This is a genomic window from Plantactinospora solaniradicis, from assembly GCF_042658085.1.
In the GTDB taxonomy this organism is placed as follows: domain Bacteria; phylum Actinomycetota; class Actinomycetes; order Mycobacteriales; family Micromonosporaceae; genus Plantactinospora; species Plantactinospora solaniradicis.
Genome location: NZ_JBHSPR010000069.1, coordinates 44,539 through 62,729, shown reverse-complemented (window position 1 = coordinate 62,729; position 18,191 = coordinate 44,539). Strand labels below are relative to the sequence as shown.

Sequence of the window (18,191 nt, the reverse complement as noted above, 5' to 3'; positions counted from 1 at the left end):
CGAAGGAGAGACCGCAATGCGCAAACTCACGCTTGCCGCGGTGGCTACCGTGCTGCTCGCCGGGTGCGGCGGGCCCACCACAAACGGTGGTGGCAACGACGGCAAGGAAGACATCGTCGTCGGTGTCATCGCCGACCTGACCGGTGCCACCGCAGACGTCGGCAAGCCCTACAACGAGGGCATGCTCGCCTATGTCGACAACCTCAACGCCAAGGGTGGGGTCGACGGCCACAAGATCAAGGCGCTCAGCGAGGACTACCAGTACAAGGTCCCCACCGCCGAGGAAAAATACAAGAAGTTCGTCGCCGAGGGCGCCGTGGCCATCCAGGGCTGGGGCACCGGCGACAGCGAGGCGCTGCGGAGCAAGGTCAAAGACGACGAGCTTCCGTTCATGTCGGCGTCGTACGCCGAGATCCTGACCGACCCGAAGCAGTCGCCGTACAACTTCGTGGTGGCGCCGACCTACACCGACCAGATGCGGGTCGCCATCGACTACATCGCCGCCCAGGATCCGGCGGCTCAACTGGCCGTACTGCACCATGACTCGCCGTTCGGCACCGCACCGCTCGCCGACGCCGAAAAGTGGATCAAGGACAAGGGCTACCGGCTCGGGTTCAAGGCGTATCCCATGAAGGCCGGCGCCACCGACCACGTCGGCATTCTCCAGCAGGCCAACTCGCAGGGCGCCAAGTACGTGGTGATCCAGAATGTGTCCAGTCCCGCCGCGGTGGTGGCCAAGGACATCACCGCCCAGAAGCTCGACATGAAGATCGTCTGCCTGAACTGGTGCGCCGACGAACTGTTCATCAAGGTCGCGGGTCCGGCCGCGGAGGGGCACCTGATGATCCAGCCGGTCGCGCCGCCCGGCATCGCCAAGCCCGGTCACCAGGCGGTCCGCGACTACTGCCAGGGCAAGGGCATCGACCTCGACGCCAAGGGTCTGCACTTCGTCCAGGGCTGGTACACCATGCACGCGATGGTCAAGGGAATCGAGAAGACCCTCGCCGACGGCAAGGAACTGACCGGCCCGAACATCCGCGCCGGGCTGGAGACGATGCCGGCCGTGGACACCGGCGGCGTCCTCGCCCCGATCAAGTTCTCCGCCGACAGCCACCGCGGCGCCACCGCATCCAGTATCTACCGGGTCTCGGGCGGCACGTTCACCGAGGTGACCGCGGCCGTGGCACCGAAGGCATGACGAGCGGCCGGGGCACGCCGATGCGCGACCGCCAACCGTCGGCCGGCGCGGACACGATCCTGTCGGTCGACAACGTCGAGGTGATCTACGACGAGGTAATACTCGTGCTGCGCGGTATGTCGCTCGTGGTGCCGCGCGGTGAAGTGGTTGCCCTGCTCGGGTCCAACGGCGCGGGCAAGTCGACGACGCTCAAGGCGATCACCGGACTGCTGCCCACCGAGCACGGAGCCGTCACCGAAGGCACCGTGACCTTTGACGGTGCCGACATCACCCGGGCCGAGCCGGCCGAGCGGGTACGCCGCGGCATCGCCCTGGTGATGGAGGGCCGGCGGGTCTTCGAGCATCTCACCGTGCACGAGAACCTGGTCGCCGGTGCATACACCCGCGGCGCCGCGGCGGACTTCGACCGAGTGTATGGGTTCCTGCCCCAGCTGGCCGCTCTGCGGGGCCGGGTTGCCGGCTACCTGTCCGGCGGCGAGCAGCAGATGCTCGCCATCGGCCGGGCACTCATGCCCGACCCGCGGCTGCTGCTGCTCGACGAACCGTCGCTGGGCCTGGCCCCACTGCTGGTGGACGAGATGTTCGACATCGTCCGGCGGCTCAACACCGACCTCGGGCTTACCGCCCTACTTGTCGAGCAGAACGCCCGGCGCGCCCTGGCCGTCGCCCACCGCGGCTACGTCATGGAATCCGGCCGGATCGTCCTGGCCGGAACCGCCGCCGAACTCGCCGACAACCCCGACGTCAAGGAGTTCTACCTCGGCCTGGGTGAGGCCGGGGGACGGCGCAGCTACCGCGACGTCAAGCACTACAAGCGCCGTAAGCGCTGGCTATAGGAGGTTTCGGTGCTGGCCGACAGGATCCACGCCTACACCCACGGACTGGACGCGGCGGTCGCCGCGGCAGTCGAGCAGGCAGCCGCCCGCGTGCCGGCGTTGGCCGGGCGGATTGCCAAGGCCCACGTGCCCTCGGTGACCTCGGTGGCCGACCTGAACCGGGTGCCGGTCCTGACCAAGGACCACCTGATCGCCGCGCAAGACGCGAACCCGCCGTTCGGCGGTGCCGTCGCGCCACAGGCGCTGGTGCGCAAGGTGTTCGCCTCACCCGGACCGCTGTACGAACCACAGCTGGCGGGTACCGATCCGTGGCGGTGGGCACCCGCGTTGCGGGCGGCCGGCATCGGGGACGGCGACACCGTGCTCAACTGCTTCAGCTATCACCTGACGCCCGCGGGCGCGATGTTCGAGGAGGCTGCCCTCGCCGTCGGAGCCACGGTCGTACCGGCCGGGGTCGGCAACATGGAGCTGCAGGTGCAGGTCGCCGCCGCGGTCCAGGCCCGCGGCTACGTCGGCCTGCCCTCCTACCTCAAGGCGCTGGTGAACACCGCCGAAGCGCTCGACGTACGGTTCCCGGTACGCCGTGCGCTGGTCACCGCCGAACCTCTGCCCGACTCGTTGCGATCGTGGCTGACCGAACACGTTCCCATCGTCCACCAGGCGTACGGGACCGCCGAGGCAGGCCTGCTCGGCTACGAAACCGGGCCCGGTTCCGGGCTGGCCCTGCCAGGCGGCGTCCTGATCCAGGTCTGCGACCTGGGCACCGGGCAACCCTACTTCGACGACACCATCGGGCAGGTCGTGGTGACCCTGCTACGACCGGATCAACCACTCGTGCGCTTCGGCACCGGTGACCTGTCCGCCTGGACGCTCGGCGCCGACGGCTCGTTGCGGCTTGCCGGCGTCCTCGGCCGGGTCGGCGAAGCCGTCAAGGTGCGCGGTGTATTCCTGCACCCGAGACAGGCGGCCGCGGCGCTGGCCGGCGAGCCCGGTGTGACCGCACACCGTTTCGTCATCGAGCGCGCCGACCACCGAGACAGCCTGCGATGCGAAGTCGTCGCCGCCCCCACCGCGGATCCACACCTGTCACAGCGCGTACACGAACTGATCCGCGCACACCTGCGGTTGGCAGCGGACGTGGTCTGCGTGCCGAGCCTGCCGGACGGCCCGACCATCCACGACCAACGCGACTGGTCCTGACCACGCCGGGCCCACCCGACGGGGTACCGAACTCCGAGGAGGACAAACCGATGAAGTCCCCCCTCACCGCCGTGGCGGCCGCAGCGACGTGCGCGGTCATCACCCTCACACCAACCGTTGCCGCGGCCGCCCCCGGCCCGCCGGCTGGTAGCTCGCGCAACCTCAAAATGCTGGTGCTCTCCAACCGCGCCGACCTGATCTCGGGCGGCGATGCGCTGGTCGAGGTGCAGCTACCACCCGGCGCGGACGCGTCGCGGCTTCGGGTGCTACTCGCCACCGACAATGGCCTACGAAACGTGAGCGAGGCGTTCGCACGCCGCGCCAACGGCCGCGTCCTCGGCCTGGTGGAACGGCTACGGGTCGGCCGGAGCCACCTGATCGCCGGCATCGCCGGCACGCCGCACGGTCACGACGCCGCCCGGATCACGATCGCCAACCACCCCAACGGCGGTCCCGTCTTCTCCGGCCCGCAGGTGGCACCGTGGATCTGCACCACGCAGACCAACGGCCTCGGGCCCGCGCAGGACCCACAATGCAACGCCCAACCCAGCCACCAGTTCTTCTACCGGCGAACCAGCGGCGAGTTCGCCCGCTACGACCCGGCCGCACCACCGGCCGACATCGCCACGACAACCACCGACCAGGGAGTCACCGTCCCGTACGTGTTCCGCGAGGAAACCGGAACCCAGAACCGCGGCATCTACCGGATAGCGGTCCTGTTCGACCCCGCCCGACCGTGGACCGCCTGGGACACCCAGAACGGCTGGAACCACAAGCTGTTCTACCCGTTCGGAGCCAACTGCAACACCTACCACACCCAGGGCCTCGCGCAGAATGTACAGATCGACCGGGCACTTTCACGCGGTTTCATGGTCGCGACCTCGTCGTTGAACGTCCTCGGTGGCAACTGCAACTCCATCGTCTCCGCGGAATCGGTGATGATGCTCAAGGAACACATCACCGAACGCTACGGCGAGATCCGGTACACGTTCGCGCAGGGACTGTCCGGCGGGTCGATCCAGCAACACGAGATAGCCAACGCCTACCCCGGCCTACTCGACGGCATCCAGCCGAACGCCAGCTACGAGGACATGTGGTCCGGCGCATTGGTCGAGGTCGAAGACTGTCACCTTATGCGCCGGGTCTTCAGCACGGTGTCACCCAACCTTTGGACCGACCCAGCGCAGCGGGCTGCGGCGCAGGGCAACGCGGTGCCCGTCGCCGAGACCGACCGGACAGCCTGCGAAGCCTGGGACTCGTCTTTCGGCAACTTCCAGGACCCCGCCTACACCCAGCCACCGCCCGGGGTACCGCTTCCGCCGTTCCTGCAATCCTGCTTCCCCACACCACTCACGCCCGAACAACAGGCGCAGCTCTACCACCCGGTGACCAACCCCGCCGGCTGCCGCAGCACCTACCAGGACTTCCTGGTCGCAGTCTTCGGCCAACGGCCCCAACGACTGTGGACCCCCGCCGAACGGGCCGCCGGATTCGGCTTCGCCAAACTGCCCTTCGACAACGTCGGCGTGCAGTACGGGCTGCGAGCGTTGCAGGCAGGAACAATCACCCCGGAGCAGTTCGTCAACCTCAACGAAAAGGTCGGCGGCGTCGACATCGACCACAGCTTCGTGCCACGCCGCAACGTCGCCGACCCGGGCGCCGTCCAGGCCGCCTACCGCAGCAGCATCACCCAGGATGCCCGGCAACTCGACAACGTCGCCATCATCGACCTGCGCGCCAACAACAACCTCAACGACATCCACACCGCCTTCCACAGCCACGCCACGCGAGAACGGCTACGCAACGCCAACGGGCACGCCAACAACCAGATCATCTGGACCATCCCCGGACCCGGCCTCGCACCGCCGACTCCCATCGCAGACCAGGCATTCCTGCTCATGGACCGGTGGCTGGCCGCCGTAGAGGCCGATCGCAGCAGCACACCGCGCAGCGTCAAGATCCTCCGACACAAACCAGCCGAGGCGGTCGACGCCTGCTTCATCAACGGCGTCAAGGAAACCGACCCCCACAGCTGCCGGGCAACGTTCCCGTTCGCCGGCGACCCGCGAATGGCGGCCGGTGCACCGCTGTCCAACGACGTCCTCAAATGCCAGCTCAAACCCGTCAACGCCCGCGACTACAACGTCGCCTTCACCGCACAGCAGTGGACCAGATTGCGGCAGGCATTCCCGCGCGGAGTGTGCGACTACCGCAAGCCCGGAGCAGACCGGGTGCCGTCGGTGCCCTGGCTGACCTACCAGAACGGCCCCGGTGGCCAGCCGCTCGGCCCTGCGCCGGCCTCCCGGCCATAGCAGGCGCGGTCCGCTGGGCACTCGCACTCGTGCATACGAGGCGGGTCCGGGCGGCACCGGTAAACCGAACCGGGCACCTACGACGTGTTCTCAAAGGTGGCCACGTCCCGGTCGGCCGAGCCGTTCGCCAGGTCGAGAGCCCGGACGGGGTCGGCGTCGTCGTGTACGCCGGACCGAGAATCCGGACGAAGATGCCTTACGTTCAGCAGCACGGGCAAAGGCGCCGTATGAAGATTAAAAGTCGTCCGGTATGGCACTCTCGGCGACCTGGCCTGCGGTCCCAGCCCGGTGCCCTCGATGATCGGCAGCGTGTCGGTGTGGCTGGTCCAGGCGGTGCGGTGGGTTAACCGGGGGTGCAGCGCGTGCCAGGCCCGCACGGTCGCGGCGCCGTAGAGACGGGTGTCGGTGGTGGTGGCCACGTCGGGGTCGCCCCAGCTGGCCGGGTCGGGCGAAGATGAACTCGTCGCCGTGGCGTGGCGGCCGGCCGTTACCGGTCCGCTCCAGCGGGGCGCGGCGTCGCAGGACCCGGTCGGAGCGCATCCTCACCAGCACCCGCACCGGCAGGTCAGCCAGGAGGAACGCCAGTCGGGGACCGTCGTAGCCGGCGTCCGCGACGATCCAGATGTCCGGATCCCCCGGCTGCCACTGCCCGGCCGTGATCAGCCGCCGTACCACGTCACGCAGTTGCCCGGCGGTGACCGTGGCGGCATCGTCGCCCAGGGCCAGGCGGCGGACATCCAGCGGTGCCGTCCACGAGCTGCGGCCGGTCTCCAACGCGGTGACCAGGGAGTACGGCCAGCCCGGGATCATGAGGTGGGTGTCCTTGCCACGGCCGTAGGTGTGACACAGCACCTAGGCGTGTCGGACGGCAGCAGCCCAGCCAAACGGTCCAGAATCGTGGCCACGGCCAACGTCCTTCCTCGCGTCCTTGCAGGAATCGCGAGGATCATCAGACGGTGGGCCGCCCTACTTCCCGGCAACACGCCGAGTCCACACGGGGCTCGTCTTCGGCACCCGCAGTTCCCGTCTACTGACCTAAAGGCGGGAAGGGACAGGAGCGCATCCTCAGCGAGCCTGGCTTCCGGACCCCCGCGACGCGGGAACGCTTCCATGGTGACGTGGTCGCCCTGGGCCAAAATGCACTCGTGTTCTACTTTACGAATCCCGACCACGCGCCCGGCGAGGCGCCTCGCGACGAGGCCCTGCACGTGCCCATCCTGCCGATCGAGGGACCATGAGCCTGCGCGCGGCCGGCACCCGGCCCCCAACGATCCACGATGTCGCGGCACGAGCGGGGGTTTCCGCTCAAACCGTGGGCAGGTACGTTCGGGGATTCCAAGGGATCCGCCCACCTACGCGCGAGAAGGTGCGGGCCGCGATTGAGGAACTCGAGTGGCGGCCCAACCCGGTTGCCCGGGCGCTCCGTACGAGCACAGGCAACCGCATCCTGCTGTTCGTCCACGAACTCGGCGAGAGCGGTCCCAGCAACATCATCGTCGCAGCATCCACACGGGCGCGAGAGGCCGGATACGTGCTCGACGTCGTACCCCTGGACGCAACGGACGCCGAGGCGAGCGAGGCGACACTCGGGTCAGTCGATCAGAGCTATGTGGCCGGCGTCCTCGCGTTCGCTCCCACGCCGCAGCTCGCGGAACTGTTCGACCGGTTCCCGTTCTCAGCGCCCGTGCTACGCGAGGTCAACGGCGACGGCTTCGACGGTCCCCGCGCGCAGGCCGACCTGGAGCCCGGAACGATCGCCCTCATCGAGCACCTCTATGAGCTGGGACACCGGCAGATCTTCCTCATCAACGGCCCCGAACAGTGGTTCTCCTCCCGTAAGCGCCGTCAAGCAGCGGTGGAGACCGCCCGCGCACGGGGGATGGCGGTCGTCGGCGAAGGGTTCGGAGATTGGTCGGCCGAATCCGGTCACCGGATCGCCCAGGCCGATCTCGGCGCGGCAACCGCGATCATCGCGGCGAACGACGAGATGGCGGTCGGTGCGATCGCCGCGCTGAACTCGCGGGGAATCCGGGTTCCCGACCGGGTCAGCGTCGTGGGATTCGACGACATCCGGCTCGCCGCCTACACCGTCCCCGCGCTGACGACGGTGCGCGCCGACTTCAGGGCATCCGGCCGGTTCGCCGTCGATCGACTTCTGGAGGTCATCGCTGGCGGCCCCGCGCGGGACAACGAGTTGGTCGAGCCGGCGCCGCCGGCCCTCATCCGGCGAGCCTCGGCCGCGCCCGTTCGGACGCACCCCCGCCACAGCGCTCCGACCTGACGACCCTTCACATACGGAACCGGAGCCGGAGGTCGAAGGCGCGTGGCCCCAGGCGATACGGCTCGAAGGCATCCGGTCCGCATGCCGCGCTGCCGATCCCGTACTGCCCGAGATCGAGGTGTAGCCAGAGGCCGCCCTCCTCCAAGAGGCCCGGAGTGTGGGTGGCGGCGGTCAGCTGCTCGGCCGACCACGGGCGCACGGTGGCGCCTAGGGGGCGATCGGCCTGAACGTGCAGCGCGCGTGCGCCGTCCGTGATCTCGATCCAGGTCACATCCGCTCGCCTGCCGTTCTCCTGCGGGCGCACGTACGGGGTTTGCATCGCCGCGACCCGCGATGTGTGCAGGCCGTGGACGGCGCCCGATGTGGTGTCGGGGTACGCCTCGCCCGGGCCCAACCCCAGCCACCTGATTTCGCTGTCGGAAGGGAGATCGAGCCAGAGGCGGACCCCCAGTCGCGGAATGGTCGACGGAGTTGCCCGGGCGAGACGGGCAGCGTCGGCGTTCAGCGCTGTTCGGAACTGGCCGAAGGGCTCTGCGCGGAAGTCCAGTATCAGTCCTTTGTCCGACCAAGCCCAGCCGGCGCGGCTCCGGAACCCAAGATCGCCACCGGCCGGGGCGGTCACGGTGGTGACGAGCAACTCGTCGTCGAGCATCTCGACCGACTCGACGCGGTGACGTAGGCGGTCGAACCCAGCCTCTCGCCAGCAGGATGCCTGACCGCGAGCACGATTGAGATCGTTGTCAGTCGGAGCGCGCCAGAGATCGATCTCGACAGGGCGGGCGCTGATGCCTCCCATCGAGCGCAGACCACCCGCACGATCGAAGAGGGCACTGCCGAGACGCCAGCCCGTCCCGTGCTGCTCTACCGGGCGGCGGGTCGCTCGCACGGGAGCGGCGGCGGGAGTCAGGCGCCGCTGGGCAGCACCCACCTGGTGTCCTGCGGGGACGGCGGGGCTGGCGGTCGCGGTGTGCACGCGTACCGTGATCCAGGCGTCTGGTGTTGCCGCGCCGTCCACCTCCGCCGGTAGTGGTAGATCGGCCTCCGACCGGGCCGGCACCGGTGGCACGTCGAGCACTCCGGATGAGACGGCGCAGCCCGCCGCTTCGATCGACCACTCGAACGTGTAGCCGGCGGTGTCGATGAAGTCGTGCCGGTTCTCGACCCGGATGCCGTCCTCGCCAATAGTCACGCGGACGGGCGTGATCACGGCGGCGTACTCGATGAGGCCCGGCGAGGGCGTGCGGTCCGGAAACACCAAGCCGTCGATGATGAAGACGCCGTCGTGCAGTTGCTCACCGAAGTCACCGCCATATGCGAAGAACTCGGTGCTCCGGTGCGGCTCGGTGTCCCGCAGCTGCCGGATCCCGTGGTCGATCCACTCCCAGACGAAACCGCCGGCCAGCCGCGGATAGCGGTCGAACAGTTCCTCGTACTCGCGCAGGCCGCCCGGTCCGTTGCCCATCGCATGGGCGTACTCGCAGAGGATGAGCGGCAGCTTCCGCCGGTGCCGGTCATGCGTTGCATCGGTGGTCACGTCCTCGATGCCGGCTCCGTACCGGCGCAGTTCGTCCGGGCTGGTGTACATCTGGCTGTGCACGTCGACGGCCGAGGCGTTGTGGTCGCCCTCGTAGTGGACCAGCCGATCCGGGTCGCGAGCGTGCGCCCACGCGGCCGTCGCGCTCAGGTTCTGACCGAAGCCGGCCTCGTTTCCGAGTGACCACAGGATGATGCTTGGGTGGTTTTTGTCCCGCTCCACCATACGGCGCATACGGTCGAGGAATGCCTCCCGCCAGCGTGGGTCGTCACTGGGGTTGCGTTTCCAGTTCACGCGCCCGAAGCCGTGCGTCTCCAGATCGCACTCGTCGATGACCCAGAGGCCGAGTTCGTCACACAGATCGAGGAATCTGGTGTCTGGGGGGTAGTGGCTGGTGCGCACGGCGTTGATGTTGTGGCGCTTCATCAGCTCGATGTCGCGGCGCATGGTCGCGATGTCCAGCGTCCTGCCGGTGTCGGGATGCCACTCGTGCCGGTTGACGCCTCGCAATCGGATCGGGCGGCCGTTCACCAGGAGCCGGCCGTCCTCGACAGTCACTGTGCGGAAACCGATCTGGATCTGGATGGTCTCCGCCTCGTTGGTGATCTCCGCGCGGTACAGGCGGGGTGTCTCAGCGGTCCACGGCTCGACGCCCGCGATCCTGACGGCTTCGCCGGAGGCGGCCTCGACGCCGAGCTCGGGGATGCGCACGACAGCGGCTGCCGATGTCTCAACGCGGACGGTGCCGCTGCGGTCGTGGTGGTCGAATGCCACGTGCACGAAATGGTCGTCGATGCCGCCGTCGGGACGGTGGACGAGCGACACGGATCGGAAGATCCCAGAGATCCACCACATGTCCTGGTCCTCGAGGTAGCTCGCGGCCGACCACTGGTGCACGCGGACCGCCAGGACGTTGCGTCCGGCCCGGAGGTGCGCACTGGCGTCGAATTCGCTGGGCAGCCGGCTCCCTGTGCTCCATCCGAGTTCCACCCCGTTGAGCCACACGGTGAACATCGAATCGACGCCCTCGAACCGGACGAGCCACCGCCCGCCGCCCTGAGGTTCGACGTCGAACGCGAGCCGGTACTCGCCGGTCGGGTTCTCGTCCGGAACGAACGGCGGATCAATGGCGAACGGGTAGATCACGTTGGTGTATGCCGGGGTGCCGAAGCGGGCCTGTCCGCGCTCGAGGAGCCGGCCGTCCTCGTCCCGCAGGCCCGCCATCTGCCACGCCGACGGCACGTCGATCGAGTCCCAGGCTCCGTCGTCGAATTCCGGATCCATGAACCTTTCCGTGACGTCCGCGAGCGTGGGCACGAGCCGGAAGCGCCACCTGCCGTTCAGCGTGATCGTCTCCGCACTGCCGCTCGCCGTGGCGCGCGGGGCGACCCGGCCCGCTCCCGGCGAGAACGAGTGCAACCGTTCGACGATGGCCACGTCCCGATGAGCGGGACCGGTCCGTGTGGCGTCCATGGCGTCCCTTCACACGTGCCCGATGTTATCGATCGACAAGACTAGCCGGTGTGCCGCGCAGTCGCGGGCCGACAGCACCTCCAAAGTGGAGACCGCCGGCCGAAATCCACCGGTCCCCGAGAGCGCGACGAGCGCGCCACTGTTCCCCGTCCCGGCCTGGAATGCCGGCTGAACAGGGGTTGATGCGCGGCAGCCAGCCGGAGTGCCGCGGGTACCGGCCCGGAAGGTTGTAGGACCGGAACGACGACCACGCCTGCGTCCAACCGGACCGCGCCCGACACGTCGGTCTGTGGGATCGAGTAGGAGGGGCTTGTGGTAACGGTCTCTACTGCCCAGCCGCCGGGGCCAGCTACGCATCCCAGCCCGTATCGCACTGGGACCAGTGGGCCGAGGGACCGCTGAGCAACCAGCTATTGACGAGAATGTTCACAAAGCCTACCTTGCGTAGAGAGCGGTTTCTATCACCATGAGGTACCAACCCCGCCAACCCGTCCCCTCGACTTCCTCGGCAGAGCCTTGAGCAACGCCCTGGCCGGAGTCTCAGCAACCAGGAGATCGGTCATGCCTCCGAAGGGAACCAGTCGATGTACCGTGCTCAAGGCCGCCGGCGTTGGTGCCGGCGTGGCCGTCTTGTCAAGTCTGACGCAGGCGCTGCCGGCATTGGCCGCTACCCACTTGGACATGCTTCGTATACAGGCCGACCCGCCGACCCTTCCACCGGGCTCGACCGGCCGCCGGTACCGCCGCCACCACGACTATCTGCGGCGACTGGATTCAATCAGCACCGACCCGGACCGGGCGGACGCCACCTTTCGAATCATCAGCTAGCTCCCACATCCCGGGCGGGGACCCACCGGTCCCCGTCCGGGATGCGGGCCCCGTAGGCACCATCCGGTCCCAGCCGCGTCGGCTCGCTGCCCGCCTCCTGTCCCGGGCGGCCGAACTCGCGACCGCATCCACCACCGTTGCCACTGACACCACCCCAGGAGGGGCCATGCCGAGGCATCAGAGAGCTGTCCGTAAGGCAGCGAAAAGGTTCACAGTCGGCTTCGCCGTGCTAATCGTCGTCGCCACGTTATTGACCGCACCCACCCCCCGGGCGACGTTCGCCGCCGTCGCGAATGACACCTTCCCCACGGTCACGTTGAACCGGGTGACCAGCAGCGCCGGGTTCGTCCATCCCGGCATCGGTGTCAGCGCCGATCGGCTGCTCCTCGCCCGTCGCCAGGTCCTTTTGGGCGTGGAACCGTGGGCGTCCTACTACTCGGCGATGGTCGCCACGAAGTACGCGTCGACCACTTTCACATCGGCCAACCTCGGCAGCGAAGTAGACCGGCCGGGTGCGGACGCCTTCGCCTCGCAAGCGGTTCAGAGCAAGTTGATCGACGATGCCTTCCGGGCGTACACCCAGGCGATCCTCTATGTGATCACGGGCAACCCGGTGTATCGGGAGAACACGATGCGGCTACTGCGCATCTGGAGCCATATGGACCCGGCGAAATACGCATATTACGCCGACGCACACATCCACAGCGGGGTGCCCCTTCTGCGCATCCTGGCTGCCGCAGAGCTAATGCGCTACTCCAGCGTCAACCCGGGGGCGAGTGGCTACAACACGGCATGGCAGGACGCGGATGCGACGAATCTGACCGTCAACCTGGTGGAACCGATGACGGCGACGTTCCTGTTCAGCAACTCCCGGTTCATGAACCAGCACCTCTACGGGCTCACGGGTGCGCTGGCCGGCGCCATCTTCACCAACAACATGCCCCGCTACCGCCAACGCGTCGAGTGGTTCTCGGTGAACGCCTCCAACCCGGACACGTACGCTAACGGCGCGCTCACCTCGGTCATCCGGCGCATTGACGCGAAGGATCCGCTAAACCCGTACGGCTACACCTTTATCCAGAACCAGGAGATGGGACGGGACCAGGCGCACGCCTGGGACGACATCGCCAAACTCAGCGAGATTGCCCGGCTGCTCACCATCCAGAAGACCCGGCTTGATCCGCACAGAGGTACGGTCTCCACAAGGCGCGAGGCAGTCTCGCCCTACCGGTTCGCCAACGACCGGCTGCTGGCCGGGGCGGACGCCTTCTACGCCTACATGATGGGCAAGACCGTACCGTGGATCGACACGAGCAACCATGCCGGCGTCATCTCCGAGGCCTACCGGGGACGCGTCTTCGCACCGATCGACGAACTCTACGAGATATATCGCTATGACCTTGGCGTCGATGTCGATCGACGGGCGCCGAACGTCGCGCGGATCGCGCGGCAGGCGGACGGCCCGGTATTTTACTGGGGTACCGGCGAATACAACTTCTGGAACAGCAACCCGGACTACAACATCGACTACTGGTTGTCCATGCCGCCAGCGGTGGCCGGCCGGGATCGCCCCATCCAGACCGATGCGCTGGTCCAGGCAGAACACCGCAGCATCGCGATCGCGCAGCAATGGGACGTGCGGCAGGAGGGGGACCGTGCCTTCGTTCGCATGCACGGTGGCGACCGCGGCACCACGATCGCGATCCGCACCCTGATGTACCAGGACCGCAGAGGGTACAGCCCGGTGGGTCTGTTGCTGCGCACCAACGGCAAGGCCACAATGCAGATTCGCAAAAATCAGCGGCTCGCGCCGTACCACACCCTCAACATCCCGGACACCCGTGGACATTGGCGCTACGTCGTATATGACATGGACCTCGGCCTGGTGCCCGGCACGCTTGCTGGGGACAACCTTGCCTACTTCACCCTGCAGGCGCCGGCGCGCACCAGCGTGGACATCGACAGCCTCAACCTGCAGGCCGAGACCCAACTGAGCCCGCCGACGTTTCCGCAAGGCCAGCAGGCGACCCTGATCGCGGTGGCCGGCGCACCCCTGACCCGGTCCTTGGCAGCGACTGACAGCGCCGGCGACCCCCTCGGCTACACGACCGACAGCCTCCCGCAGGACGCGACATTCAGCCCCTCGTCAGGCGCGTTGGACTGGTCACCGACAACCCGACATGTCGGCATCCACACCTTCCTCGTGTCTGCCGACGACGGCACAGTGGTCACCCCCCTCGAGGTCACCGTGAAGGTCGTCGCCACCCGGTCGGACGCTATCGTCGCCGCCATTGGCGGGTACCGTCCGGACCAGGCATACGTCTCGGCCACGCTGGAGGCACTGTCCGCCCAGCGCGCTGCCGCGGAGCAGGCCGCCACCACCGCGGACGACAGCACATTCGCCTCGAGGATCGTCGCGCTGCAGGAGGCGGTCGCTCAACTCCAACCGTTGAACCCCCAGCTGCCGGACAGGACACTCGACTACCGCGGGCTTGTCTCCTCTCCGACGTTGGCCAGCTACGCGATCGACAACATGGCCGATGAGGACTTCAACTCGACCTCAGGCGACCTGCGTGCACCGTTCGTGCTCGACTTCGGCGAGGGTTTCCGCGTGCAAGCAGACGCCTTCGGCCTGCAGGCACGGTGGAACTTCGCCAACCGGTCCGAGGGTGCCAACATCTACGGCTCCGACGACGGCCAGACCTGGACCCTGCTCAGCTCCCGCGAGACCACCAACACCACCGAAGCCGGCTTCGCCATGGAAACCATCCCCGTCCGCGAGGAGGTTCGCGGACGAAACTTCCGCCTGCTCAAGGTGCAAGTCGATCGTCCCGGGATACCTACCGACCCCGCCTATCCAGGTATCTCGTCCTTCAGCGAGCTGCGCATCGACGGAAAACGAATCCAGATCACGCCGGCTGGCTGATCGGACCGGCAGCGGTCACGGCATCGCACTGATGCCCAACCTGCGACAGGTCGAGTAGCCGGGAGACGCTCCGCCTCTCGGCTACTCGACCTAGGAACCCGGTAGATGAGCGGCTGTTCCGAGTGGTTGATAGTCCAAGTGGATCAGCGTCCACGATGCGGCCAACCGGCTACACACCATCGACACAGCCTGGTCAGTGAGACGCTCCGCGTGGGCCGCTGTGCTCTCGCGTGACCGCCAGGTAGTCGTCCGACCTATCGGGAGTCCCACAATGATCACGAACCCGATCCTTCCCGGGTTTCACCCCGATCCCTCCGCCATTCGCGTCGGCACCCGCTACCTGATCGCCACCAGCACCTTCGAGTGGTTTCCCGGCATCAGCCTGCACGCCTCTACCGATCTGCGGACCTGGCGGCCCATCGGCTCCGTACTCTGTCGACCGGACCACCTCGACCTGCGTGGCATTCCCGACTCCGGCGGCATCTGGGCCCCGGCCCTGAGCCATCACGACGGGCTCTACTGGGTGGTGTTCACGATCGTGCGGACCATGTCCGGGCCACACAAGGATCTCGACAACTACCTGGTGACCGCGGCTGACCCGGGCGGACCGTGGAGTGACCCGATCTACCTCAACTCCTCCGGCTTCGACCCCTCTCTCTTCCATGGCGAAGACGGACGCAAGTATCTGGTAAACGTGAACTGGGACCATCGCGGCGATCGCTTTTCCTTCGGCGGTGTGTTGCTGCAGGAGTACGACCACCGCCGCCACGAACTCGTAGGCGAACCTGCGATCATCTTTCGCAGTGACGAGCTGATGGAGGGCTCGCACCTGTTCGAACGGGACGGCTGGTACTACATGATGCTTGCGGAGGGCGGGACCGGCTACAACCACGGCATCCGCCTGGCCCGCTCCACGGCTCTGCGTGGACCGTACGAGATCGATCCACGGCCGCTGCTCACGTCGCGCGACGACCCCTGCAGTGCGATCCAGAAGGCCGGTCACGGCCAGCTGCTCACCACGCCCGACGGGGAGCACTTCATCGTCCATCTCGGAGCCCGGCCCGCCATGGGTCGCCAGGGGCTGCGTTGTCCGCTCGGCCGGGAGACCTTCCTGCAGCCGGTGCACTGGGACGGCGACGGCTGGCTCCGGCTGGTCGACGGCGGCCACCACCCCGCTGAACAGATACGCGAAATTGAAACGGTCCTGCCCGAGCCGGCCCCGGACCTCCCGCCGTTCGACGGACCGGAGTGGATGAGCCTGCGCGTGCCCACCGATCCTAGCTGGGCTGACCTGGGCGTCCGGCCTGGCTGGCTGCGGCTACGCGGCCGGGAAAGCCTGGACTCACTGTTCCACCAGTCGCTGCTGGCCCGCCGCCTATCCAGCCTGCGATGCTCCATCGAGGTTACGGTCGACGTCGACCCCGAACACTTCACTCAGTCGGCCGGCCTCGTCCTCTACTACAACACCACTGGCTACCACTACCTCGCGGTCACTCATGACGAGCGCTGGGGCCGAGTGGTCGAGGTGGTCAGCAAGGTGCCCGGTCAGACCCGCGAACGCGGTCGACGGCCCACCGGCCGCGGGCCAGTTCGGCTCCGCGCCGACGTCAATCGGCTTCACCTCACCTTCTCCGTCGCCCAGCCGGACGGCCGCTGGGAACAGATCGGTCCTGACCTGGACCTCGACGCACTGTCCGACGAGATCGGGCCGCCGCTGCGGTTCACCGGAACCATGGTCGGAGTTTGCGCCCAAGACCTCGCCCGAAGGTGTTTGCTTGCCGACTTCGCCGGCTTTTCCGTGCACGCCGAGACCGACAGGGACCAGCGTGATCATGGAGCTGATTAGCCGCAGTTGACCGGGGCGATCGTGCGTGGACGAGCCAGTGAGCACGGGCACCGAATGGCAGTGCGGCACGTCCTCGACCGAGGCCGGGACACCTCAGTGAACCAGCGGCGCACGGCCGTTCGGCGCCGCGCAAAGGCCGTGGCAGAACTTAGGCAGCGTGCAGCAGGCCGCGACGAATTCGTCCAGAATGCCGGTCGTCGACGTTACGGGCGACGACGGAGTGTCGAAGGTTCCACCCGAGCCGTCGGCTCTGCCGCAGTAGTGCCCGCACACGTCGGCCCCCCACCTCGGCGCAGTCCTGGTACAGGGCAGTCGGCGGGGAGAGGTACGCGACTGTGGTGTCGGTTGTGCGTGCCCTTATGCGGGTGTCCCAAGTGACGCGTCGCGGTGCCTGACTGTAACCACATCGAGATGTGCCCGCTCCCACGCGATGGCTGTCGATCAGTTACAGGTACCAGGGCCGGGGCCGGGGCCGGGTGGCTCGCGCCGTGCGACGCCAGCCACCCGGAATCGGTCGCACGGGTGTTAACGGGTGTGTGTCAGCGTGCCGAAGCCGAGCTGGTCGAAGCCGCCGCTGGTGGTACCGTAGTCGCCGCCACCGCCCTCGGGGCGTACCCGGTTCATGTACGCGGTGATGTTGGGTACCGACAGGCCGCGGCGCTGAGCGTAATGCGCGTGGACCAGCGCCCAGACCGGCCGGTCCTGCCCCCGACTGGCCGAGGAGACAGCGGTTTGCTGCTGCTGGGCGCAGTTCTGGCCGCTGCCCCACCGGTACGTCGTGAAGGGCACCGACTGGCCCAGGTTGTACCGGGCGATGTACTCACACGCCTGCATGAACCGGTTACCGCTGTAGCCGTACAGGTCCTGGCCCTGGTTCCAAGCCATCTCGCAGAACGTGCCCATCAGGCCGACACCCATCATGGTGTGGCCCTGGTCGCGGCCGCTCTCCTGCCACTGGGCCAGGCCGCCCGAGTGCAGGAACGGTATGGCGTGCAGGATCGAGCCGTTGCCGGCGCCAGTCTTGAAGTAGTTGATCGCCTGGTCGATCTTCGCCTGATCGTCACAGAGTATGCCGATGGCCAAGATGGAGTTCATGTTGCACAGGTCCCAGTTGGCCCAGTAGTTGGTGATGCAGGCGTCGTTGTGGTTGGTCAGGAAGCTGTTGTTCATCGGGTAGAAGATGTTCAGCATCATCGTTTTGAACCGGTTCAGGTCGAACCCGCTGTACCCGCGCATGATCTCCGCTGCGTTGGCGAACTGGTAGCCGTAGATCCCGGCGGCCAGGAACCGGTCCGCGTTGCCGGTCAGCGTCCGGAACGTCCCGGACCAGCCGTTGAGAATGTCGCGGGCCTTGTCGCCGTGCGCGGTGCTGCCGCTGATCCGCCAGCGCAACGCGTTCTGGTAGGCGGCGTGGATGTCGTTGTAGAGCTGCGGATAGTTCTGCCCGTCGCCGCCCCGGATGATCGTCGCGGTGGGGCGCGGCGTCCAGGTGCTCTGTGAATGCGAGTTGGCGACCAGCCGGTCCCAACCCGCCCTCCACGGCTGCGTGCCGGCGTTCACCCGATCCCGCATCCGGTCGAAGTCGGCCTGCGTGTGCAGCATCCCGGGGTGCGTGGCTGCGGACGCCGACGGTGCCAGCGCGATGCTCGTGCTCGACACGGCGGCGGCCCCGAGGCCGACACCGGCCATCTTCAGAAGCGTGCGGCGGCTGGGCGTATTCGGAGGCATGCCCTTTCCTCCTTCAGTCGTTGGGGCGC

Annotated in this window: 9 protein-coding genes and 1 pseudogene; 7 read left to right on the top strand and 3 right to left on the bottom strand. The window is 67.5% G+C overall.

The window, feature by feature from the left end:
- Positions 1-16: 16 nt before the first annotated feature.
- Genes ACFP2T_RS42875 through ACFP2T_RS42860 form a run of 4 tightly spaced genes read left to right on the top strand, consistent with a single transcriptional unit; the run spans position 17 to position 5,546 of the window.
- Positions 17-1,198, top strand: coding sequence for an ABC transporter substrate-binding protein (locus tag ACFP2T_RS42875; RefSeq protein ID WP_377432752.1), 1,182 nt, complete (start codon positions 17-19; stop codon positions 1,196-1,198).
- Positions 1,195-2,034: an ABC transporter ATP-binding protein gene (locus tag ACFP2T_RS42870; RefSeq protein ID WP_377432750.1), complete on the top strand. Its 840-nt coding sequence runs from the start codon at positions 1,195-1,197 to the stop codon at positions 2,032-2,034. Before ACFP2T_RS42875 ends, ACFP2T_RS42870 begins: the two co-directional genes overlap by 4 nt.
- Before the next feature lie 9 nt (positions 2,035-2,043).
- Positions 2,044-3,234 carry a phenylacetate--CoA ligase family protein gene (locus ACFP2T_RS42865; RefSeq protein WP_377432749.1) on the top strand — a complete coding sequence of 397 codons (1,191 nt, stop codon included), beginning with the start codon at positions 2,044-2,046 and terminating at the stop codon, positions 3,232-3,234.
- A gap of 50 nt (positions 3,235-3,284) precedes the next feature.
- A complete protein-coding gene (locus ACFP2T_RS42860) occupies positions 3,285-5,546 on the top strand; it encodes a DUF6351 family protein (RefSeq protein ID WP_377432747.1) in 2,262 nt (753 codons plus the stop codon).
- Between the two features lie 287 nt (positions 5,547-5,833).
- Here the strand turns inward: ACFP2T_RS42860 and ACFP2T_RS42855 are convergent.
- Positions 5,834-6,398, bottom strand: a pseudogene (locus ACFP2T_RS42855) (transposase); the annotation flags it as partial.
- A 382-nt stretch (positions 6,399-6,780) separates the two neighbouring features.
- On the opposite strand from ACFP2T_RS42855, the gene ACFP2T_RS42850 reads away from it, so the two are divergent.
- Positions 6,781-7,827, top strand: a complete 1,047-nt coding sequence (locus ACFP2T_RS42850) for a LacI family DNA-binding transcriptional regulator (protein ID WP_377432745.1) — start codon at positions 6,781-6,783, stop codon at positions 7,825-7,827.
- A gap of 7 nt (positions 7,828-7,834) precedes the next feature.
- Here the strand turns inward: ACFP2T_RS42850 and ACFP2T_RS42845 are convergent, their stop codons facing one another.
- Complete coding sequence (locus ACFP2T_RS42845; RefSeq protein WP_377432744.1) at positions 7,835-10,798, bottom strand: glycoside hydrolase family 2 TIM barrel-domain containing protein; 2,964 nt, start codon at positions 10,796-10,798, stop codon at positions 7,835-7,837.
- A gap of 1,090 nt (positions 10,799-11,888) precedes the next feature.
- Between ACFP2T_RS42845 and ACFP2T_RS42840 the strand changes: the two genes are divergently transcribed.
- Together ACFP2T_RS42840 and ACFP2T_RS42835 are read left to right on the top strand one after the other, a co-directional pair.
- Complete coding sequence (locus tag ACFP2T_RS42840) at positions 11,889-14,588, top strand: discoidin domain-containing protein (RefSeq protein ID WP_377432742.1); 2,700 nt, start codon at positions 11,889-11,891, stop codon at positions 14,586-14,588.
- A 271-nt stretch (positions 14,589-14,859) separates the two neighbouring features.
- Positions 14,860-16,434, top strand: coding sequence for a glycoside hydrolase family 43 protein (locus ACFP2T_RS42835; RefSeq protein ID WP_377432740.1), 1,575 nt, complete (start codon positions 14,860-14,862; stop codon positions 16,432-16,434).
- 525 nt (positions 16,435-16,959) lie between these two features.
- Here the strand turns inward: ACFP2T_RS42835 and ACFP2T_RS42830 are convergent.
- A complete protein-coding gene (locus ACFP2T_RS42830) occupies positions 16,960-18,123 on the bottom strand; it encodes an alginate lyase family protein (RefSeq protein ID WP_377432739.1) in 1,164 nt (387 codons plus the stop codon).
- Positions 18,124-18,191 lie beyond the last annotated feature (68 nt).